This window comes from Pseudomonas sp. GD04058 (genome assembly GCF_029836855.1).
Classification (GTDB): Bacteria; Pseudomonadota; Gammaproteobacteria; order Pseudomonadales; family Pseudomonadaceae; genus Aquipseudomonas; species Aquipseudomonas bharatica.
Genome location: NZ_JAOECN010000061.1, coordinates 1 through 20054, shown reverse-complemented (window position 1 = coordinate 20054; position 20054 = coordinate 1). Strand labels below are relative to the sequence as shown.

Genomic DNA, 20054 nt, shown 5'->3' with positions numbered 1-20054 from the left:
TCTCCTACAGGAGATTCTTGTTGTGCTGAGGATGAGTCTGCCCCGTGCGCCGGTGGCGACGAGCAGGGCAGAAGGTACGAAGGGGCTGGAATCCGGTGATATCAAAAAAGTGCAAATCGCTTGGATCAGGAAAGGCTTTCGCGTACGGCGCCATTCCTGGCGACTTGCATGGCGCACCAGAGGAATCCCAGGCCGGAGCCGAGGTACACGGCAATCAGCCCCCAACCGAGCACATTCATCAGCCCGGCCAGTTGCACCTGGACCAGCAAGGCCACGACGGAACAGTCGACTGCGGTCAGAAGCAGCGCGTTGCGCGCCGGCAGGTCTGAGTTGCTGCGGACGAACCACAGCTCGATGGCGATCCCCAGGTAGACCAGGCCCAGAATGCGGCCCAGCAACGTGCCGGCGTCACCCAGCACCAATCCCGTCCACTGGAAGATCAGGTTGGGGTCGAAAGCCAGCAGCAGGGCCAGACCGACAGTCAGCACGCTCTTGGGGCGAGTGAAGAGAGTGATGTTCATGACTAGCTCCTGTTCTGCTGTTCGAGGAAGCAGATGATGTTTTGCCGATCGTCCTGCTTGCGCAGGCCGCCAAACGCCATCGCGGTACCCGGCAGGAAATTCATCGGGCCGCTCAGGAAGGCATCGAGCTTTTCCGCGTTCCAGGTGAAGCCGGCCTGCTCCAGGGTCGGCGTGTAGCCAAAGCCCTGCGCCGTACCGACCTTGCGGCCATACACGTCATGCAGACGCGGACCGACCTTGTGCTCCGCCAGCGAATGGCAGGCGGTGCACTTGGACTCGAACAGCTTTTGGCCGGCCGCGGCATCGCAAGCCGCCGCGGCCGTGCCGGAGATGGCGCAGAGGCCAAGGGCGAGAAGGAAACCAAGCTGCTTCATCCCAGCAGCTCCTTGACGAGCAGGGCCGCCTTGCCGCCCCCGCCGATGGCGCCGTCGATGAATCCGCGCCAACCCTCGCCGTGGTCGCCCTGGGCGAAGAACATGCGGCTACCCGGAGCCTTGCCGAAGTGATCGGCATACTTGCCGTACCAGCCGGGTCGGTAGCTGGCCCAGGTTCCCCGGCTGTAGGGGTCGAGGTTCCAGTCGTAACCGAAGCAGTCTTCCACTTCCATTTCCGGGAAGAAGGACTGCATGACCTGCTGCACGGCGTCCCGATCCAGGACGTCGAGCTTGGCGGGATCGTCGCCAAAGCCGATGAACAGCGTGTGGTCCTCGGCCTTGGCGTAGGTGAACACCACATTGAGGGGATGATCCGAGTCGGCCAGACCATACAGCTTGCCTTCCCCACCGACCTTGCCCTTGACCTTGATGACCGCCTTGACTCCGGTGCCGGCGTGCCGTTCGTGAGCGGCCTCGATCAGCTTGGGGTCCAGCGCCGGAGAGAACTCGATGTTGGGCAGCACGTTCATCGGCAGCGCCAGGACCACGCTGCCCGCCACAATGCGCTCACCCTTCTGGGTGGTGACGACCACGTGGTCGCCCTTGTCCTCGACCTTCTTCACCGGCGTAGACAGCCGCACTTCGGGCTTGCCGTCTTCGATCATCGCGTTGATCAAGCTGATGGTGCCGTCCTTGAAGGTGTAGCGAGTGAGCGAGTCGTTGAGGACCGACAGGTTGTAACCCGGCAGGGCCCACCAACGTGCCATCTCGTTGTAGGAAACCTGGTCAGAGGGGCAATGGGACATACCCACCAGATACGAGTCCACGGCAGCGCGATGCACAGGGTTGAGCTTCAACTGGTCGAGGCGATCACGGGCACTCAGGCTGTCCTGCGCCATGAGCTTGTTCCAGCGGAAGCGGGAGTCGTAGGGACGTTCCCAGATGTCGCGAGCGTCCGCGAAGTAGGTATCGAACGCTTGCAGCACCGGCAGCAGCTCTTCGCCAGCAAGTTGCGTCCGCTTGCCTTCCGCCAGGATCACCATGGTTTCCAGTGACGATTCAGCGCGTTCCGGGGATTCGATGACCTTCAGGCCATAGCGCTGGGTCTCGGCCCAGACGAAGGGCTGGGTCCAGTGAATCCAGGTTCCGCCCAGCTCCACCTTGTGGCCGGCGAACTCGGTGCTGAAGGTGCGACCGCCAAGGCGATTGCGCGCCTCCAGCACCAGCGTCTTGTAGCCATTCTTGCGACAGTCACGGGCGGCGGTGACACCGGCGAAGCCGCCGCCGATCACCACCACGTCGTAATCGCAACCCGCGGTCTTGCAGCCTTTCTGTTCAGCGCCCATGGCATTTGCCATGACCCCTGCGCCTGCCACCACAACCGCGCCAGCCCCGGCGCCACGCAGGAAACCACGACGACTGACGCCCTTGGCGTCGTCTTTTTCATCGGCCATCGACCCACACCTCATTTGTCATTGTTCTTGAAGTGAAGGGCGCAAGAAGCTGCCAGCTGAGCGATGTACGTCAGCCTGAAGTCACGCCCATCTGCGGGGATAAGCTATGCGACGCCCCCAGGCGCAGGCTTGGCAGCTCATGACAAAATCGTTGGCAGCGGATGACAATCCGCTCGGAAGGTGGGCGGCTCGATTCAGGATCGGCCGCGTTGGCGGAACTGCTGGGGAGTCAGTTGGGTCCAGCGGCGGAAGGCTCGGCAGAAGGAACTGGCTTCGGAGTAACCGAGCAGCAGTGCGATCTCCGTCAGGCTGTAGTCGGATTGCATCACATAGCTCTCGGCCAGGGAGCGGCGCACATCCTCCACCAACTGGCTGAACTCGACGTTCTGCTCGGCCAAACGCCTCTGCAATGTACGAACGCCAATCTTCAGGTCGCTGGCCACCTGCTCCAGGCTGGCACAGCCACTGCTCAGGCTGCTGGCAATGTGGTGGGCGACCTGGCTGAGCACGTCTGTCGACGCCGCCCGGCTTTGCCGCTGCTGTTCAAGGAAGGGCTCGAGGGCCTGGAACAGGCGCTGATCGGCGGTGCGGATTGGCATGTCCAGCAACTCGCGTGAGAAGTACAGCCGATTGTCCGGCTGCTCGAAGCGAATGGGACACCCAAATACCTCGCGGTGGGAGGCCAGGTCGCTGGGGGCCCGATGCTCGAAATCCACTCGAACAGGTGACAGCTGCGGATTCCGGGTCACCTCACGAAGCAGGTTGAGGATGGTGCAAATGGTGAATTCCGCATCCTGGCGACGCTGCACGATGGACGCGTCGGTGACCCGATAGGCCAGGCTAATCCGCTTGCCGTTGTCCTCGAAGTCCAGTTGCGTGGCCTGGGTCAACACCACCATGAAGCGGCTCAGGCTCCGCAGTACCAATTGCATGGAAGGGGCACAGCGTATGGCATGGCCATAGGCACCGAGCTCACTGCTCTCAGTGCGCATGGCCACCTCCAGGCCAATGGTCGGTGAAACCTCGCTACCAAGCACCTCCCAGAGGGCGACGTACTTTGTCACTGGAATTTCTGATTCCGGTGCGCTGAGAATCTGCTCGCGCAGTCCGACAGCAGCGAGGTGCGGGCGAAACAACTCTGCGTTGCGACGGAAGAAGCTTTCGGCAAGGACGGTATGGCAGCTAGACGACGGCATTGAACGCCCTGGGATGTTGGTGCTGATGGAAAATTGACCCACCCTGCCGATTGAAATTTGACCCAGGGCGGATTGCTGATTTCTATATCAGCAACTGTGGATAAGTCTATCAGCGCAGCTGCTTTAAAATCCCTTCCTTTCGATCGCCCCAAGTGGCGACTGAAGACCTGCCACATGCAGCCATGCAGCAGGCCGTCGTCACCATGAAATCAGAACGGCTCATCGTCCTCCGGTTCCTGGCCGCCCTTACGCTTTCGCTCCCGTGATTTGATCTTGGCCTGGGCCGCCAAGCTACTGTGTTGCAGGCGATAGGACTCGTTACCGGTTTCGACGATGTGGCAGTGGTGGGTCAGCCGATCCAGCAGGGCGGTGGTCATCTTGGCGTCGCCGAACACGCTCGACCATTCGGCGAAGCTCAGGTTGGTGGTGATCACCACGCTGGTGTGTTCGTACAGCTTGGACAGCAGGTGAAACAGCAACGCACCGCCAGCCTGGCTGAACGGCAGATAACCCAGTTCGTCGAGGATGACCAGATCCATGCGCAGCAGTGCTTGGGCGATCCGCCCGGCTTTGCCGTCGTGCTTTTCGCGCTCCAGCAGATTGACCAGATCGACCGTGGAGTAGAAGCGCACGCGCTTGCCGTGCCGGGTGATGCCGGACACGGCCAGCGCGGTGGCCAGGTGGGTTTTACCGGTGCCTGGCCCACCGATCAGCACCACGTTCTGCGCGGTGTCGGTAAAGGCCAGGCTGGCCAGTTCGCTGATCAGGCGTGCGTCGGCGCTGGAGGCGCTGAAGTCGAAGCCGGCCAGGTCGCGGTGCATCGGCAGCTTGGCCATGTTCATCTGGTGGCTCACCGAGCGCATGGCGCGATCTGTGTGCTCTTGTTCCAGCAGGTGTTCGAGCAGCCACTTGGACGAGGCTGTGTTCGACTCACCCTGCGCAGTCAACTCCGCCCAGGCCGTGGCCATGCCGTGCAGGCGCAGCTCCTTGAGTTCCGCCATCAAATCACGCATGACCGATCTCCTCGGCCTGGCCACGCAGGCGGTCGTAGCGCGCCGTGTTAGCGACGGGGGCTTCCTTGAGCGACAAGTGGGTTTCGACGCTGGGTGGTGGTTCGGTCGCGGCCAGGCGCGCCACGACATTGAGGATGTGTTCGGCGCTCAGGCTGCCGCTTTCCAGTACCAGCTCAACGGCCACCAGCACGGCATCGAGCCCGGCGACCGGTACGGCAGCCAGAACTTGCGCCATGATCCGGTCACCGCCGGCATGACGCCCCAGACCGTGCTTAAGCTGACGCAGCGGCGCCGGCAGATCAGCAAAGGGCGCGCCGTTGCGCAGCGCACCGGGCTTGCGTTCGATCAGCGGGAGGTAGTGCTGCCAGTCATAGCTGACCTGGTCGCGATCCAGCAAGCGGACATGGCTGGCGATCAGCGCGTCGTCAGCCACCACCTCGATTCGCGTCGGATACAAACGGCTGCTGACCCACTTACCCGCGTACTCACACGGCACCGAGTAGCGGTTGCGCCCGACGCTGACCAGGCAGGTGCTGGAGACCCGCGCAGGCCGCTCGACGTAACCGTCGAATGGCGCTGGCACAGGCATCAGTTCAGCGCGCTCCAACTCCAGCACTTCGGCCACACTCAGCCCGCTGTATTGAGGGTGCGTCAGCTCGTTCCAAAGCGCGCGGCAGCGCTGGCCCAGCCAGGCATTGAGTTCCTCGAAGGAGTGAAACTGACAGTCCTGGGCGTCTAGCCAGATACGCCTGCGGCTGTCTTGCACGTTCTTTTCAACGATGCCCTTTTCCCAACCAGCGGCGACGTTGCAGAAGTCCGGATCGAACAGGTAATGCGCGCACATCACCGCAAAGCGTGCATTCACCGCCCGGCCTTTGCCCTTATTGACCTTGTCGACGGCGGTCTTCATGTTGTCGTAGATGCCCCGGCGCGGCACGCCGCCCAAGGCGCCGAACGAGCGTGTATGGGCGTCAAATAACATCTCATGGCCCTGGCTCGGATACGCCACAAGCCAGAACGCACGGCTGGCACACAGCTTCAGATGTGCCACCTGCATACGCCGGTAAATGCCGCCGACCAGCAAGCCTTCCTCGCTCCAGTCAAACTGAAACGCCTCGCCAAGAGCAAAGGTCAGCGGCACAAAGGCCTGCGACGCCTTGCCCTGTCCCCCTCGCCAGGCACGGATAAACGCGGTGAGCTGGCTGTAGCCACCGTCATAACCATCGGCTTTGATTTGCGCCAACAGCGCCTTGGCACTGCGCCGCTGTTGCTTGGGGCGCAGCGAATCGGCTTTTAGCGCCTGCTCCAGCGTGGCGTGAAAAGGGCTGAGTTTGTTGAAGATCGCGCGGCGTTGGTAGACCGGCGGCTTGGCCTCAGGTGCTCTGACCCACTTGCGAATCGTGTTGCGCGCCAACCCGGTGCGCTTGGCTATCTCATGCAGCGACAGCTTGTCGCGGAAATACATCCGGCGAATTTTGCCCATCATTTCCATACTGATCACCCTGTGTTCTCCTGCTCAAAAATTGAGCAGAAGCAGTTGAACACCTGGGTCAGTTTTCAGTCGGCAGAACAGCCTCTACTGGGTCAGTTTTCGGTCAGCGGCAACACAGTGATCAACGCCAGCAGCAGGCCGTTGAACAGCACCAGCTTGAATCGCAATGACAACCTGGCGAACAAGGTACGCATCGATGCACTCCAGCCATGCAAGAAGACACGCGCCCCTTAAGAGTTCGTCGAGTATCTCAACGAGCAAACAAACTGCGGATGCGCGTACTGTCGAAGGGATGGCGTCGGTGCTATTCGTCATCGCCCTCCGACAAGGGCCATGACAAGGGTGACCGACGCGATGCGGACTATTGAGGTATTACCCCTGCCGCCCCAAACAGCAGCAGATGTCCTTCAGTGAGCGGCGCCAATGCGGAGATGTTCAGGCGGTCCTCACGCTGAGATGCGTTGAAGCGCTCCACCTTTGTATCCGAGAGCGCTACCAGCCCCCCATTGCCGACCAGCGCGACGCGGCCATCGGCCAGTTGAGCGACATCGGTGATCGCCTCGACCGTACCGCTGCTCAGTTCGCGCCAGCGTTTGCCAGAACTGTCGCCGAGCAGCACCCGCCCGCTCATGCCGACCAGCAGCGCTCGACCATCACGCAGCCCGACACCACTCCACAGAGAGCCGCTGACGCCGGTGTCGAGTGATTGCCAGCTGGCACCGCGATCAGCAGAGCGATAGGCGTTCCCCGCCTCAGCGGCGATTAACAGGCTGCCATCACGGGTGGCGAAGATATGGTTGAGGTGATAGTCGTCACCATCGGCACCCACGCTCAGTCGCTGCCAGCTCTGCCCGCCATCCTGAGTCTGCGCGGCGTATCCGTATGCCCCAACGACGATGCCGTGCTGGGCATTCTCGAACCACACCGAAAGCAATACCGGCTGCTCCTCCAGGAGTTGCTGCAGAGCCCAGGTTTCACCCCCGTCTTCGGTATGCAGCAACACCCCGCCATGGCCAACCGCCCAGCCCTGCCGCTCATCGATAAAGCTCAGGGCAGTGAGCAAGCCGTCCACCGGCACGCTGCTGGCCTGGCGCCAGGTCTCGCCATCATCGGACAACACGACAATGCCATGGTCACCCACGGCGACCAGACGCCGGCCCACCTGGCTCACCGCGACCAGTGGCGCATGCTGTGCGCTCTCCAGGGCGATAGCCGGAGCCTGCGCGTCAGCAGCCCACACATTACCGGTCACAGCCAATGCCAGGGCCACCAGCGGGAACTGCAGAAAACGAATCGCGAACATCATGCATGCTCCTCTATCAGTGCGCGATCAGGGGAGCACGCACCGGCCCCCGCCGCGGAATCAGGATTTCCAGTACCACGGCCAGCGCTGGCAACAGGGTGATGGCCATGATCATGTTGGCCATGAACATGAAGGTGAGCAGCAGGCCCATGTCGGCCTGGAACTTCAGCGCCGAGAATGACCAGGTGGCGACGCCGACGGACAGCGTCAAGGCGGTGAATACCGTAGCCACCCCAACCTCGCGCAAGGCTTGCTGGAACGCGCTGACGATGTGCTGCCCTGCGGCGAGATGCATCTGCAAGCGGTTGTAGATGTAGAAGGCGTAATCCACGCCGATGCCCACGGCAAGCACCATCACCGGCAGGGTGGCCACAGTCAGGCCGATATCCAGCTCCTTCATGAACCAGTAGCCGAGGAAGGTCGCCAGGGTCAGCGGCAGGCAGCAGGCGATCATGGCGCGCCAGTCGCGGTACACCAGAAACACCAGCAGCACGATGGTCAGGTAGACGTAGAGCATCATCGGCAGCTCTGAGGTCTCCACAATCTCATTCGTGGCTGCTTGTACGCCGGCATTGCCGCTGGCCAGACGTACCGTCACCCCCTCCAACTTATGTTCGGCCCGATAATCCTCGACCGCCTGCACTACCTGTTTCAGGGTGCTGGCCTTGTGGTCGGTGAGATAGAGGTTGATCGGCAGCAGTGTGCAGTCTGCGTTGTACAGGCGCAGGGCCTCGGGCACCTGGCGAACCGCTTCGCCTAGCGACAGCTCATCCAGCGGCAGCGCTGCCCACTTGGGGTTGCCTTCGTTGACGCCGGAGGCCGAAAGCTTGGTCAGCGCCGGCAGGGACTGCGCCGAGAGCACACCGGGCACATTGCCAAGATACCAAGTCAGGCGGTCGACATAGGCCATCACATCGTTGCGGTAGCAGCCGCCTGCAGGGGTTTCCACCGCCACGGTGAACAGGTCCAGGCCCAGGGCAAAGTGGTTGACCACACTCTGCACATCCCTGTTGTACTGAGAGTCTGCATGCAGCTCCGGCGCCCCTGGCAGCACATGCCCTACATGGCGCCCCTGGCTCTGCCATACCGCCAACGCCATCAGCGCTAGGCACAGCAACGTGCCGATGGCCGCATTTCGCGGCTCGGCGATACGCCCAAGGCTGACCATGGCGCCATCACGCCTGGCTCGCAGCCTTTCGACACGCGCCACATAGGCCTTGTCGAAGCTGAAATAACTGGCCAGCACCGGCAGCATGATCAGGTTGGTAATGATCTTGTAGGCCACCCCCACCGAAGCGGTAATGGCCAGCTCGCGGATCATCGGGATGGGCACCAGCACCAGGGTGGCGAAACCGACGAAAGCCGTGATCAGTGCCAGCGTGCCGGGGATGAACAGGCCGGTGAAGCTGCGCCGCGAGGCGGTCATGCCATCTACCCCGGTGCAAACTTCCTTGGAGATGAAATTGACCTGCTGTACCCCATGAGACACGCCGATGGCGAACACCAGGAAGGGCACCAGAATCGCCAGAGGATCGAGGCCGAAGCCCAGCAGAGTGACGGTGCCGAACTGCCAGACCACCGAGACCAGCGAGCAGAACAATGGTAGGAAGGTCAGCCGCCAGGAGCGGGTATACCAATAAACCGCCAGCGCGGTGAGTACGAAAGCCAGGCCAAAGAACTCCACCACGCTCTTGGCACCGGCACCGATATCCCCCATCTGCTTGGCGAAACCAATGATCTGCACGTCGTAGTTGGAGTCTGCGTATTTGCTGCGCACCTCGTCTTCCAGACGCTGGCTGAACTCCAGATAGTTCAGGCGCTTGCCGGTTTGCGGATCCGGATCAGCCAACTCCGCTACCACCATGGCACCGGAATGATCGTTGGCGACCAGGCTGCCGACGAAGCCACCGATGATGGTGCGCTCACGAATGCCAGCTATGGCTTGGTCGTCCAAAGTGCCTACCGTGACATCACCACCTACCACGTCCTCGGCCTTCATGCCCTCCTCGGTGATCTGCACCGCACGGGTATTCGGCGTCCACAGCGAGGTCACGCTGCGCCGGTCGATCCCCGGCATGAAGAACAAGGTCTGAGTCAGGTCGTACAGACGGGTCATCGCCTGCTTGTTCCAGATATCGCCCTGCTTGGCATGCAGCACCACGATGACGCGGTTGGCACCGAACAGCACATCGCGGTACTGGTTGAAGGTCTTGATGAAAGCGTGCTGTTGCGGAAGCTGCTTGTCGAAGCCGGCCGACATTTCCAGGCGTGACGCAAAGCCGCCCATGATCAGGGTAATGACGGCCAGCAGGCCAAGAGTCGCCAGACGATGGCGAAAGAAAAAGCGCTCGAGCGCCGACACCAGGAAAACCAACATGGAATGCCTCGATACAACGAGTGTCGCCAACGGCAAGCCGCGCAAGAGCGCGCACGGTTTGCCGCCAGCGAACTTGGGCTGGATTAGAACGAGTAGGAAATATTGCCGCTGAGGAAGTCGCGATCAGCCATCAGGTTGTTGTCGCCACCGCCCCAGTACTGCACCCACTGCAGGCCGCCCTTCCAGCGGTCACGGTAGTTGAACAGCAGAGAGGTGGTCAGCGACTTGCGACCTTCGACAAACGGCATCGCATTCGGCGTGGTGCCGTTGACGTCGTGACTGAAGTCCAGCTGCGGAGTGACGGTAACGCCGCTGTCGAAGAGGTTGGGATAGTTCATCCCGATCTCGGCCACATAGCCCCAGGACGTTTTGTTTGGTACCGAGTAATCGGGCAGGAAGTAAGGCACCTTGCCGCTGGTATCCAGTCCCGGGTAATGGGTTACCACTGCTTCGGCCATGATGAAGCCCTGGGAGGCCCCCAGTGCGCTGGGGATAAAGCCAAGCGGATCGCTGGCCGAGAAGGTGTAGATGGCATTGATGTCCGCCTGCCACTTTTCCTCTTCGACAAAGCCCTTGTTCACTCCGGTATCGAACACGCTGTACTTGTTGTAGCTACCGGTGAGCCCACTACCGAAGGGAACGGTGGGGTCGATACCGACACTGTCATCGGGACGATAGGACAGCTCGCCCGCAACAGCTACCGGGCCCACCATGGTGCTCATGGAGAGACCGAACAGATCCTTGTCTTCGCCGTAGTTGATGAAATAGTTGTCCACCACCAGGTTGTTCGGATTGCTCCGCGCGGTGTAGCCCACGAAAGGTGTCTTGTCGTGGTAGCGCTGGTAGAAGAGGCCAAAGTCGGTGCCGATGCTCTCCGCGGTCCAGCGCAGTGCCACGCCATACTGGCCGCTGTTCTTCGCCTCACGCTCGCCGGCGTAGGGAATCGCCAGACCAAAAGCCACCAGATCGGCATCGCTCAGACCACTGATACCGGGGGCACCGCACTGACCGGTTGGCGTCAGATCGGCGCAAGTGAGTCCGAGCAGCGGGCCATAGATATTGTTCACGTAGTTCGTCGGGTAGTAGATCGGGCGACGCCCCTCTCCCGCTATATCCGCCGAGGAGAAGTAGGTTCCCACCGGATCGAGCGAGTAGGCATTCCACTTGAACTGGTAATACCCCTCCAGGCTCAGCGTCTCGGTCAGCCCGATATTGAAGGAGGCCATCGGTGCCGGGATGAACACCTCCTTCAGCTGGGTTCCAGGCGTGTGGTACTTGGGCAGGCTGAGGGCGTTGATCTGGTTGATGCCGCCGGGCACGAAGATCTCGGCGCCCCAGCTGATTACCTGGTTGCCCACTTTGACCTTGGCGGGCATCTCGCCGATATCAAAGCTTTTCGCTACCCACAGGTCGAGCAGATCGAAGCGCTCGGTGGCATCGCGCTCGGCCTGGTCGTCCAGTTCCGTGGTGCGCACGTTGTCCATCTTGAAGTCTTTGGCCCAAGCCACCCGACCCAGAGCACTCCAGCCATCACCGAAGCGCAGACTTAGTTCATGAGTTCCCTTGAGCACGTGAGAAAACACATCGTGTTTGTCGTAGTTCAGGTTGCCGTCATCGGCATTGCTGTAGTTGATATCGGCGTTCGCATAGCCGTTGCCACGCGACAGGTTGTAGTACCGACCAAGCTCGTTGTTGGTGCCGGGATTGCACCCACCACTGTCACCACCGAGTAAATGACAGTCGGGAGACTGCAAACGGGTGGCGAAACCATATGACAGCGTGGAGTCGAAGCTGCCGGATATCCCTTCCTCACTGCCGAACAGAACGGCGTAGCTCGGCTGAGTCCAGAGCAGGCCAGATGCAAGCGCGATCGACAACGCCAGAGGGTTATGCAGGCACGGCTTTGCCTGCAGCGCAGCCGCGCCGCATGTTTTTTGCTTTTTCATATTGTTGTGCTCCGGACCGGTCAACGCTCGCCGCGACGGCGCAGCTCGTTGGAGTTGAACATCTTGTCGCTCACACGCCCTTGCAGCCCTGCGCCGAGATCGAGCGACAGGCCTTCCTGAGTGAAGCCGTCGGCGATGTAACGGCGGGCGATCAGGTCGTAGCTGACGTACTCGAAGCTTGTGCAGGCCTGGATCTCGGGATCGGCCCACAGGCTGCCCTCCTGCACGCGCCAGAGATTGCCCTTGGCGTCGTACATATCGACATGCAGCAGGCTCCAGCTATCTTCGTCGAAGAAGAACACCCGCTTGGCGAAGGAGTGGCGCTTGTCGGCCTTGACGGTTGCCTCGACCACCCACACGCGGTGCTTCTCGTAGCGCTGCACGTCGCGATTCAGGTAGTCCTGGCCGATCAGTTGCTCATACTTGTTGGACTTGTCGACCAGCTTGTACGAGTTGTACGGCACCAGCATTTCCTTCTTGCCGACCAGCTTGAAGTCGTAACGATCCAGAGCGCCGGTGAACATGTTGATCTGGTCGACGAAGTACAGGTTGTCCGAGCCGGCAATCGGATTGTCGTAGGCGAAGGAAGGAGCCAGACGAACACGACGCTGTCCGGGGAAGTAGATCCACGAGCTCTGCGCCTTATCCAGGAAGGAGTGCACCAGATACATCTCGCCCGCCCGGGAAGAAGGTGACAGTACGTCATAGAGCAGCTTGGCCTCGATTCCGCCGGTATCGCTCGGGTCCCTCACAGCAGCATCGTTATAGGGATAGTACTCATGCGCCCATTGCCGAACCTCGGTCAGCGCGCCCCCCTTCTCACGAAGCAGGATCGAGACCTGCGCACGCCGCCCCTTGGCCATGTAGCGCAGCTTGTAGTTCCACATCACCTCGATGCCACTCTGCGGTACCGGGAATGGCACAGCGGCGCCGACAGCCTGCTCCAGGCGCCAGCCATCGCTGCCAATACGCGCCTGGCCGGCATACGCCTTGGAGCGCTCAGCCACTTCGGAAGGAATCGCACAGCTGCGGTGCGTGGGATAGACATCCAGGCGGTAACCCGGATAGGTCTTGATCAGCGCGACCTGCCCTTCCGGCAAAGAATTCTGGTACTTGGCCACATTGCTCGCGTCGATAGAGTACAGCGGCTTTTCACTGGCATATGGATCTCCTTTCCCTCGCGACCATCCAGCAGGGGCTTGAATCAAGCCGCCACTCCAGGCGGGGATGCTCCCATCGGCATTACCGGCCTTCTCTGCCCCAATCGGGGTTAGCTCACTCCCGAGCTTACTCAGGTCAGGCGAGGTTGCCGCCTGCAAGTGACTGGTACCAAGGAGCGCCAACAGCGCACCACCCAAAAGTGAAAACTGGAGGTTTTTCATGAACTTCTCCTGGAGGGAGCTTTTTTGTGGTTATTGGGAAGCAGTTCGATGTGGCCTAGAAAAGCCGGGGAATAGCGGATCTGTCTTGAGTAGGTGCCAAGGGCCGATGGCGTCGAAGCGATGCAGGTGTTGCTAACCGTTCGGATGCGTTGCACTTGCTGCTAGGTGCAGATAATTGAGCGCCACTCCAGGCGTGAACCTTATTGACGGCCATTTGCCTACCTCTCGTTGATTTTCTTGTTGTTCGAGTAGGTGATCGGGATCGGATGGGAAAAGCGGGCTGATCAAAAATCCAGCCCGAAGCGTTCCGACTCACCTGGCTGGAAAAGTATTCAATGCCACTCAAGACGGATTGCCCGCGCATGCCAGAGTCATTGATATCTGATGCCAATCGGGCCTGAGCACAGGCTTGGAGGTAGGAGCGGAACGATGAGGGAAGAGAGTCCGTACGCGGCCAGCATCTTGATCGGTCAGCAGTCGACTGCCAACACAGCAGGTCAGCGGTAGCGCAGCCGATGGCCCCGATGCCCTATGGATTGATTACCAGCAATGGCCCGCCTCTTGCTTGCCACGCACCTAGGCATAAGCAGCACTCAACTGAGCGATGCATGCCGAGTCATCCAATCGAGAGTAAGATGTGGAAGGCGATTACCCTCAGGGGTAAGTCTTCAGCATAAGAACAATCACCGACCGAGCCGCCCCTGACAGCGGGCACTAGGCCAGGAAAGGGATAGAAGTAAAGGCTGCAGCACAATGAAATCCGGCCGCACAGTGGTTTCCGAAAACTTCTTCCGCAGATTCAAGGAAGTGTTTGCCCCCTATCTATCCATGCTTGACGTCGACTCTCGCGTCTTAGAGCGCGCAGACATAGAGATACCCGTCGAGCAATATCTAGCTCTATGGGAAGCTGCGGGAAAGGTCAATCCCAATGTTGGGCTTGAGCTCGGCATGCAGTCCGAGCCAGACGACATCGGCGCACTCGGCCATGCCATACACTGCGCGACAACGGTTGAAAAAGCACTGCTGACACTTCAGCAATTCATCATCGTCTTCGCCCAAGAATCGAATATAAAGCTGGAGTTCGATAGTCGAACGATCTGTATTGAATACGGTGTTACCTATCCCACCGTCATCTCCAAACGCCAGGACTCGGAGTTCGCCATTGCCGCCATCTTGCGGCAGCTTAACTTGATCACCGCTAGCACCATCCGCCCCACTCGCGTTGACTTCGCACATAGCAAGCCTGCGGACATATCGGCGCATAAACTGCTGTTCCAATGCCCGATCCACTTCAATCAACCGGCCAATCGAATCTGCCTCCCCATAGAGACTTTGCAACTGCCAGTGGCTCACGGTAACGAGCGGCTGTACAAAGCCCTTGAGCCTTATCTGGAAAAAGAGCGCCAAGTACGCACCGTTACGGATGAACTACTGCCGCAAATCACCCGGATAGTCGCCGCCGAAATGAGCAGCGGGGCCCCTTCTATCGACGAAATATGCGATCAGTTGAACCTGAGCCGGCGTACGCTCCAGCGTCGGCTGAAAGAGCATGGAATCGAATTCTCAACGCTGATTGAAGATGTCCGTCGAGAGCTCGCCCTCTCGTACATGAAGGAATCGAACTACTCCATGACGGAAATCTCTCTACTGGTGGGCTATTCAGAATCGGCCTCCTTCACCCGAGCCTTCCGACGCTGGACCGGACAATCGCCCCAGCAGTATCGCGCGGCCCACCTGGCTTCCTGACCCCCCTCGGTTTGGCACCCGCTGCCGGAAGAACTGGCACTGCCAGACAATCTCCCGCGCTCGCGGAGCTCTATGCTGATCCTGTGACGGCGCCCCAAGGTCATCAGCCCCATCGCCATTGGCATTCCTGAGACCTGCGCGCCATGGCTGACGAGCGACCTTCTCTCAGCAGCCCCAGCCCAGCCAAATGATCACTGTGAGGGGATCTGCGTGAGTAGCATCGAACAATCGTGGGACGTCATCATCGTCGGAGCGGGCGTGTCTGGCCTCAGGGCCGCACTCGACCTGAAAAAAGCAGGCCAGCAGGTCTTGGTGCTTGAGGCTAGGAACCGAGTGGGCGGGCGCTCGATGCCCGGTACCGTGGCCGGCCACACAGTCGACTTTGGCGGCCAATGGCTTGGTGCTGATCACCACTTGTTCCGTGAGCAGGCGCAAAGCCTTGGTGTCGGAATCTACCCTCAGCATACCGAGGGCAACAACCTGGTCAGCCTGGATGACAGCATCCAGTCCTATGGTTCGCAGGTGCCCAAGTTGCCCTGGTCCTCGTTGCTGAGCCTGGGAATCGCTGATCAGATCTTACAGCATGACCTGCGACGGCTCGGACACCTCGCACCATGGCAGGCTGATAACGCCGCCGAACTCGACAGGGAGTCGCTCGAGGCCTGGATCGACAGAAAGGTTCACACCAAAGCCGCCAGAGGCCTGATACAACTGATCGCCAAGGCCATTCTGTGCGCGGAACCCTCTGAGGTGTCCTACCTCTTCTTCCTGGAGGTACTGCGCCAAGGTCATGGGCTGGAAACGATGATCGGAGTGAAAGGCGGCGCTCAGCAGGACAAGTTTGTCGGCGGCGCCTGGCAAGTACCTAAGCGCATGGCCGACCTGCTCACCGAACAGATACGACTCAATTGCCCGGTGCACGCTATCGAGCAGGACACCCAGGGCGTGCGCGTGCTCTGTGCCCAGGGCACGTTCCATGCTCGACGGGTAATCATGACAGTGCCCCCGGCACTTGCTTCCCGCATTAGCTATGAACCTGCGCTACCGGCCAAACGGGCCAGCCTGATCAGGCGCATGCCGATGGGCTGCGTGATCAAGATTCATGTGGCGTATCCCACACCCTTCTGGCGCTCTCGTGGCCTGAGTGGTGCGGTGATTAGCCCTAATCGCGCGCTTAGCATGGTCTTCGATCAAACGCCGCTCAATGGCGAGGTCGGGATACTCGTCGGCCTTATCGAAGGCGAACATGCCGTTGAGCTCAGCGAGATTGGGCCCGATGCCCGCCGAGCGCGCGTCATGGCTGATCTTGTGCACTACTTTGGCGCTGACGCGGCCCAGCCACTGGAGTACGTGGACCACGACTGGATTCATGAGACCTGGACAGAGGGCGGCTACGGGGCCCACATGCCACCGGGAGTCATGACGACCTACGGCGAGGCCATTCGCGAGCCGCATGGCCGCATTCACTGGGCAGGGACTGAGACCGCCACGGAGTGGATGGGCTACTTCGAGGGCGCCATGCAGTCCGGCATCCGAGCCGCCAGCGAAGTGCTCGAAGCCGAGCGCCAAACAGCCGCCTAAGCCTCCCCCAATCCTTCTGGGGCGTGTCGGAACGGCCGTCCCTCCCCTCTCCTCGTCCCGTGCCGATCCAACGCGAACGTATTGGCACGATCTGCTGAAAAGACTGGCACTGCCGGACAATTCCAACGCCAGCCGCACCGATACCCTCCCGACATCACCACTGCATCTCTGAGCGCACGCGAGGCGGCGCTTCAGGGGCAACTGCATCTGCCCAGCGTCAGGAGACACATCGCAATGAACACCGCAGCCCAGATTGGCCATGCCTTAACTAGCGAAGCAGAGGCTGTGCGTATATTCACCTTGCAACGGGCCGCGCATCGCGAACATCCCATCCCCAGCCTGGAGATTCGCCGCAAGAATCTCAAGCGTCTGGAAATGATGCTGCTGGAGAACCAGGACGCCATCTGTGCAGCCATCAGCCAGGACTTCGGCAACCGCGCCCACCAAGAAACCAAGTTGCTCGAACTGTTCCTGACGGTCGATGGCATCCGCGACTGCCACAAGCGCTTGTCCAAGTGGATGAAGCCGCAACGCCGCAACGGCTCTATTTGGTTCTTCGGTGCCCGTAACTCGGTGATTCCCCAGCCCAAGGGCGTCGTGGGGGTCGTAGCCCCCTGGAACTACCCACTGTTTCTGGTGATGGGGCCGGTAACAAGCGCACTGGCAGCGGGCAATCGCTGCATGGTGAAAATGGCCGCGAACTCTCGTCATCTCTGTGCACTGCTACAGCGCCTTGTGGCTCAGAATTTCGACGAGCACACCCTGGCCATCGTGCCTGGTATCAGTGGCTCGGTCTTCTCAAGCATTCCCTTCGATCACCTGATCTTTACAGGGTCGGCCGAAACCGGGCGCTGGGTCATGCGGGCCGCGGCCGACAATCTGACACCAGTAACGCTTGAGCTGGGCGGAAAATCCCCGGTGATAGTCGCCGAGGACTTTGACCTAAAGACGGCGGCCGCGCGGATTCTGCAGATGAAGACGGTCAACGCAGGACAGACCTGCGTGGCACCGGACTATCTGTTCGTCCATGAGAGCCAGCTGGAGGCATTCGTAGAGCACTGCCGCGCCATCACCCCCCAGCGCTACCCGTCGCTGCTGACCCAAGACTACACCTCGATCATCGATCAGAGCGCTTATGGGCGGCTGATGGAGTATCTCGACGACGCCGAAAGCAAGGGCGCTCAAATCATCAATCTGCTGCCCGGCAGCATCGGTAACGAAGCCGTCCGCAAGATCGCCCCGGTCCTGGTGCTAGGAGCTACCGATGACATGCGCGTCATGCATGAAGAGATCTTCGGCCCGATTCTGCCGATCAAGACCTATCGCAACCTGGATGAGGCGCTGGACTACATCAAGAACCGGGATCAGCCGTTGGCCCTCTACCTGTTCACCAATCAACGCCAGCTACAGAAACGGGTAGTAGCCCTGACGCAGTCCGGCGGTGTCGGGATCAACGACTGCGGGCTGCATGCCGCCCAGCATGACCTGCCGTTTGGCGGTGTCGGTGCCAGTGGCATGGGCCACTACCACGGCTACGAAGGCTTCCTTGAGTTCTCCAAGCTGCGCCCGATCTTCAAGCAGTTTTCGCGCCCGGCATTTCCGCTCCTGTATCCCCCCTACGGAGCGCTCTTCGACCGGCTGATTAAGCTGATGCTCGGGCGCTAACCCGCGACCTAAGGCTTGTTGCAGGCCCCTGCAGCAAGCCCTGATTACCAGCAACCCTCCAGCACTGTTGCTCCGCAACTTGGCATAGCCACCAACAAAGAGAATGAAAGGCATGACCGCTATCAAAGACTCGCATCTGGAAAACCAGTCCTTCTGGCAACATGACTACGGCCACTACTCGCCTAACGCCGCACTCACGCAGAACCTGAATGCGGATGTCGCCATCATTGGGGGCGGATTCACCGGCCTAAACACCGCCTGGCAGTTCAAGAAAGACAACCCCAATGCGCGCGTGGTGGTGCTGGAAGGCGCCATCATCGGTTTCGGCGCCAGCGGTCGGAATGCCGGATTCAGCACCAAGCTCTTTGGCCTAGAGCCTGAGATGGTGCTGCTGCGCTGGGGCAAGCAGAAGATGATCGATGCCCACCACTACCTCAAGAAAGCTGTAGCGCATACCCAGAACCTGATTGAGACCCACGGTTTTCAATCCGACTACTGCCATACCGGGATGGTCAGGATCAGCTACTCGCAACAGCAGTTGGACCGCATGAAGAAAACTTATCAGCTGCTCCAGGATCTGGGCATTGATGGGGATCTGACCTGGCAGAACAGAGACCGGATTCGCCAGGATTTCCACTCCGAACGTTTCATCGGCGGCATCTACGAAACCGACACGGCTCATCTCAACCCCTGCAAACAGGTTCGCGAACTCAAGCGCCTGGCGGAGTCGGCAGGGGTGGAAATCTATGAGGCCAGCCCTGTCACTCGCATCGAAAGGGCTGCCACGGCAATTACAGTCGCGACTGAAAAAGGCCGCGTGGTCGCCGACAAAGTCGTGATCGCAACTAATGCTTACTCGCGCGAGGTGCCGGATAGCCGCACGCTCAAGGCCCGGCAGTACCCGCTGTGGACCTACCAGATCGTCACAGAGCCGCTCACCGCCGCGCAGTGGGAAAGCATCGGCTGGAAGGACCGACAGTCGTTCGGGGATAACCGGCAGATGCTGCATTACTACCGCCCGACCGTCGACGGGCGAATCGCCATGGGTGGTGGTGATGCGATCGTGTACAAAACCGGCGCGCTGGTTGAGACGCCGTCTGCGATGAGCTGGAAGCACTGCGAGGCTCACCTGAAGTGGATCTATCCCCAGCTGAAAGATGTCCGCATCGACTACCGCTGGGGTGGACCTGTATCGGTCAACGTCGACATGGTTCCTGAAATCAGCTTTGTCGATGACGAGCGCATCATCTACGCAGGGGGCTGCTTCGGTCACGGTGTTGCACTGACCCACCTCAATGGGCGCACCATTGCTGACCTGCTCAACGGCCAGAAGACCGAGCTGACGGACTTCTGGATCGTGAACAGAAAATCCATCTCCATGCCGAACGACACCCTTTCCTTCCTCGGTGGCCGCGTCGCCCGCCAGGCGCTCAAAGCCTGGGACTGGTGGGAGGAGCGCAGCTTGAAGGACATTTGAGCGATCTCCGATTCATCTATTTTCTCCAAGCACTGTGGACTACCCCTGCACCTGTAGTGGATCCCGCCCCGATGTAGAGGGCCTATGTACCGAGTCTTCTGGATCCTGTTTCTGCTGCTGGCTAGTCACCTTGCTCATTCAGCTTGCTCGCGGGAAATATTGGTTCCGTTCAGTGAGCTCGGTGTGGACCAGTGGCAAAGAGAGGGAGTCCGCGCCGGACTGTCCATCGAATATCTGGAAGAGGTAAGCCGGCGAAGCGGATGCCGATTCGCTTACACGGATGTGCCGCGTGCAAGAGCCTGGTTGATGTTTGCGCGCGGCGAGGCCGACGTGGTGCTCGGGGCTGTTCGTAGTGCTAGACGTAATGAGGCAGGATCGTTTTACAGCCAGCACATAGAAGAAGGCGTTTCCCTTGTCAGCCTCAAGGCACACCCACTGCACCTGAAATCTCGAGAGGCCATTCTTGCTTCAGGACTAGCCTTCTCGTTTGTACGCGGACACGACTATGGCCCTAGAACAGCTGAGCT

The 20054-nt window shown here is 60.2% G+C and carries 15 protein-coding genes; 5 read left to right on the top strand and 10 right to left on the bottom strand.

The annotated features are described in order from the left end of the window. Nucleotides 1-125: 125 nt before the first annotated feature. The 10 genes from N7650_RS26655 to N7650_RS26610 form a co-directional block, all read right to left on the bottom strand. The gene (locus tag N7650_RS26655) at nucleotides 126-521 is read right to left on the bottom strand and encodes a hypothetical protein (RefSeq protein WP_023082849.1); all 396 of its coding nucleotides are present in this window, start codon (nucleotides 519-521) and stop codon (nucleotides 126-128) included. A 2-nt stretch (nucleotides 522-523) separates the two neighbouring features. Then, complete coding sequence (locus N7650_RS26650; protein ID WP_023082850.1) at nucleotides 524-895, bottom strand: c-type cytochrome; 372 nt, start codon at nucleotides 893-895, stop codon at nucleotides 524-526. Further along, a complete protein-coding gene (locus N7650_RS26645; RefSeq protein WP_023082851.1) occupies nucleotides 892-2349 on the bottom strand; it encodes an NAD(P)/FAD-dependent oxidoreductase in 1458 nt (485 codons plus the stop codon). The genes N7650_RS26650 and N7650_RS26645 overlap by 4 nt, the downstream gene beginning before the upstream one ends. Before the next feature lie 194 nt (nucleotides 2350-2543). Further along, complete coding sequence (locus N7650_RS26640) at nucleotides 2544-3545, bottom strand: AraC family transcriptional regulator (protein ID WP_023082852.1); 1002 nt, start codon at nucleotides 3543-3545, stop codon at nucleotides 2544-2546. A 209-nt stretch (nucleotides 3546-3754) separates the two neighbouring features. Then, entirely contained in the window at nucleotides 3755-4558 is an 804-nt protein-coding gene (gene istB / locus N7650_RS26635; RefSeq protein WP_010454871.1) for an IS21-like element ISPst3 family helper ATPase IstB, read from the bottom strand. Beyond that, nucleotides 4551-6050: an IS21-like element ISPst3 family transposase gene (gene istA / locus N7650_RS26630; protein ID WP_279900750.1), complete on the bottom strand. Its 1500-nt coding sequence runs from the start codon at nucleotides 6048-6050 to the stop codon at nucleotides 4551-4553. The genes istB and istA overlap by 8 nt, the downstream gene beginning before the upstream one ends. Nucleotides 6051-6411: 361 nt before the next feature. Beyond that, a complete protein-coding gene (locus N7650_RS26625; RefSeq protein ID WP_023082859.1) occupies nucleotides 6412-7356 on the bottom strand; it encodes a YCF48-related protein in 945 nt (314 codons plus the stop codon). Nucleotides 7357-7369: 13 nt separating this feature from the next. Then, nucleotides 7370-9730 (bottom strand): efflux RND transporter permease subunit, encoded by a 2361-nt coding sequence (locus tag N7650_RS26620; protein WP_023082860.1) that lies wholly within the window; start codon nucleotides 9728-9730, stop codon nucleotides 7370-7372. Nucleotides 9731-9813: 83 nt separating this feature from the next. Further along, on the bottom strand, nucleotides 9814-11676 hold the full coding sequence (locus N7650_RS26615) for a DUF1302 domain-containing protein (protein ID WP_023082861.1): 1863 nt from the start codon (nucleotides 11674-11676) through the stop codon (nucleotides 9814-9816). 20 nt (nucleotides 11677-11696) lie between these two features. Further along, a complete protein-coding gene (locus N7650_RS26610) occupies nucleotides 11697-13058 on the bottom strand; it encodes a DUF1329 domain-containing protein (RefSeq protein ID WP_023082862.1) in 1362 nt (453 codons plus the stop codon). Nucleotides 13059-13811: 753 nt separating this feature from the next. On the opposite strand from N7650_RS26610, the gene N7650_RS26605 reads away from it, so the two are divergent. The 5 genes from N7650_RS26605 to N7650_RS26585 form a co-directional block, all read left to right on the top strand. Then, a complete protein-coding gene (locus N7650_RS26605) occupies nucleotides 13812-14804 on the top strand; it encodes an AraC family transcriptional regulator (protein ID WP_023100546.1) in 993 nt (330 codons plus the stop codon). A 210-nt stretch (nucleotides 14805-15014) separates the two neighbouring features. Continuing rightward, nucleotides 15015-16385 (top strand): flavin monoamine oxidase family protein, encoded by a 1371-nt coding sequence (locus N7650_RS26600; RefSeq protein WP_023082864.1) that lies wholly within the window; start codon nucleotides 15015-15017, stop codon nucleotides 16383-16385. A gap of 234 nt (nucleotides 16386-16619) precedes the next feature. Then, entirely contained in the window at nucleotides 16620-18050 is a 1431-nt protein-coding gene (locus tag N7650_RS26595; RefSeq protein ID WP_023082865.1) for a coniferyl aldehyde dehydrogenase, read from the top strand. Nucleotides 18051-18162: 112 nt separating this feature from the next. Then, on the top strand, nucleotides 18163-19527 hold the full coding sequence (locus N7650_RS26590) for an FAD-binding oxidoreductase (protein ID WP_023082866.1): 1365 nt from the start codon (nucleotides 18163-18165) through the stop codon (nucleotides 19525-19527). 84 nt (nucleotides 19528-19611) lie between these two features. Next, nucleotides 19612-20054: hypothetical protein (locus tag N7650_RS26585; protein WP_279900745.1), on the top strand; the 443-nt coding region annotated here is incomplete at its 3' end.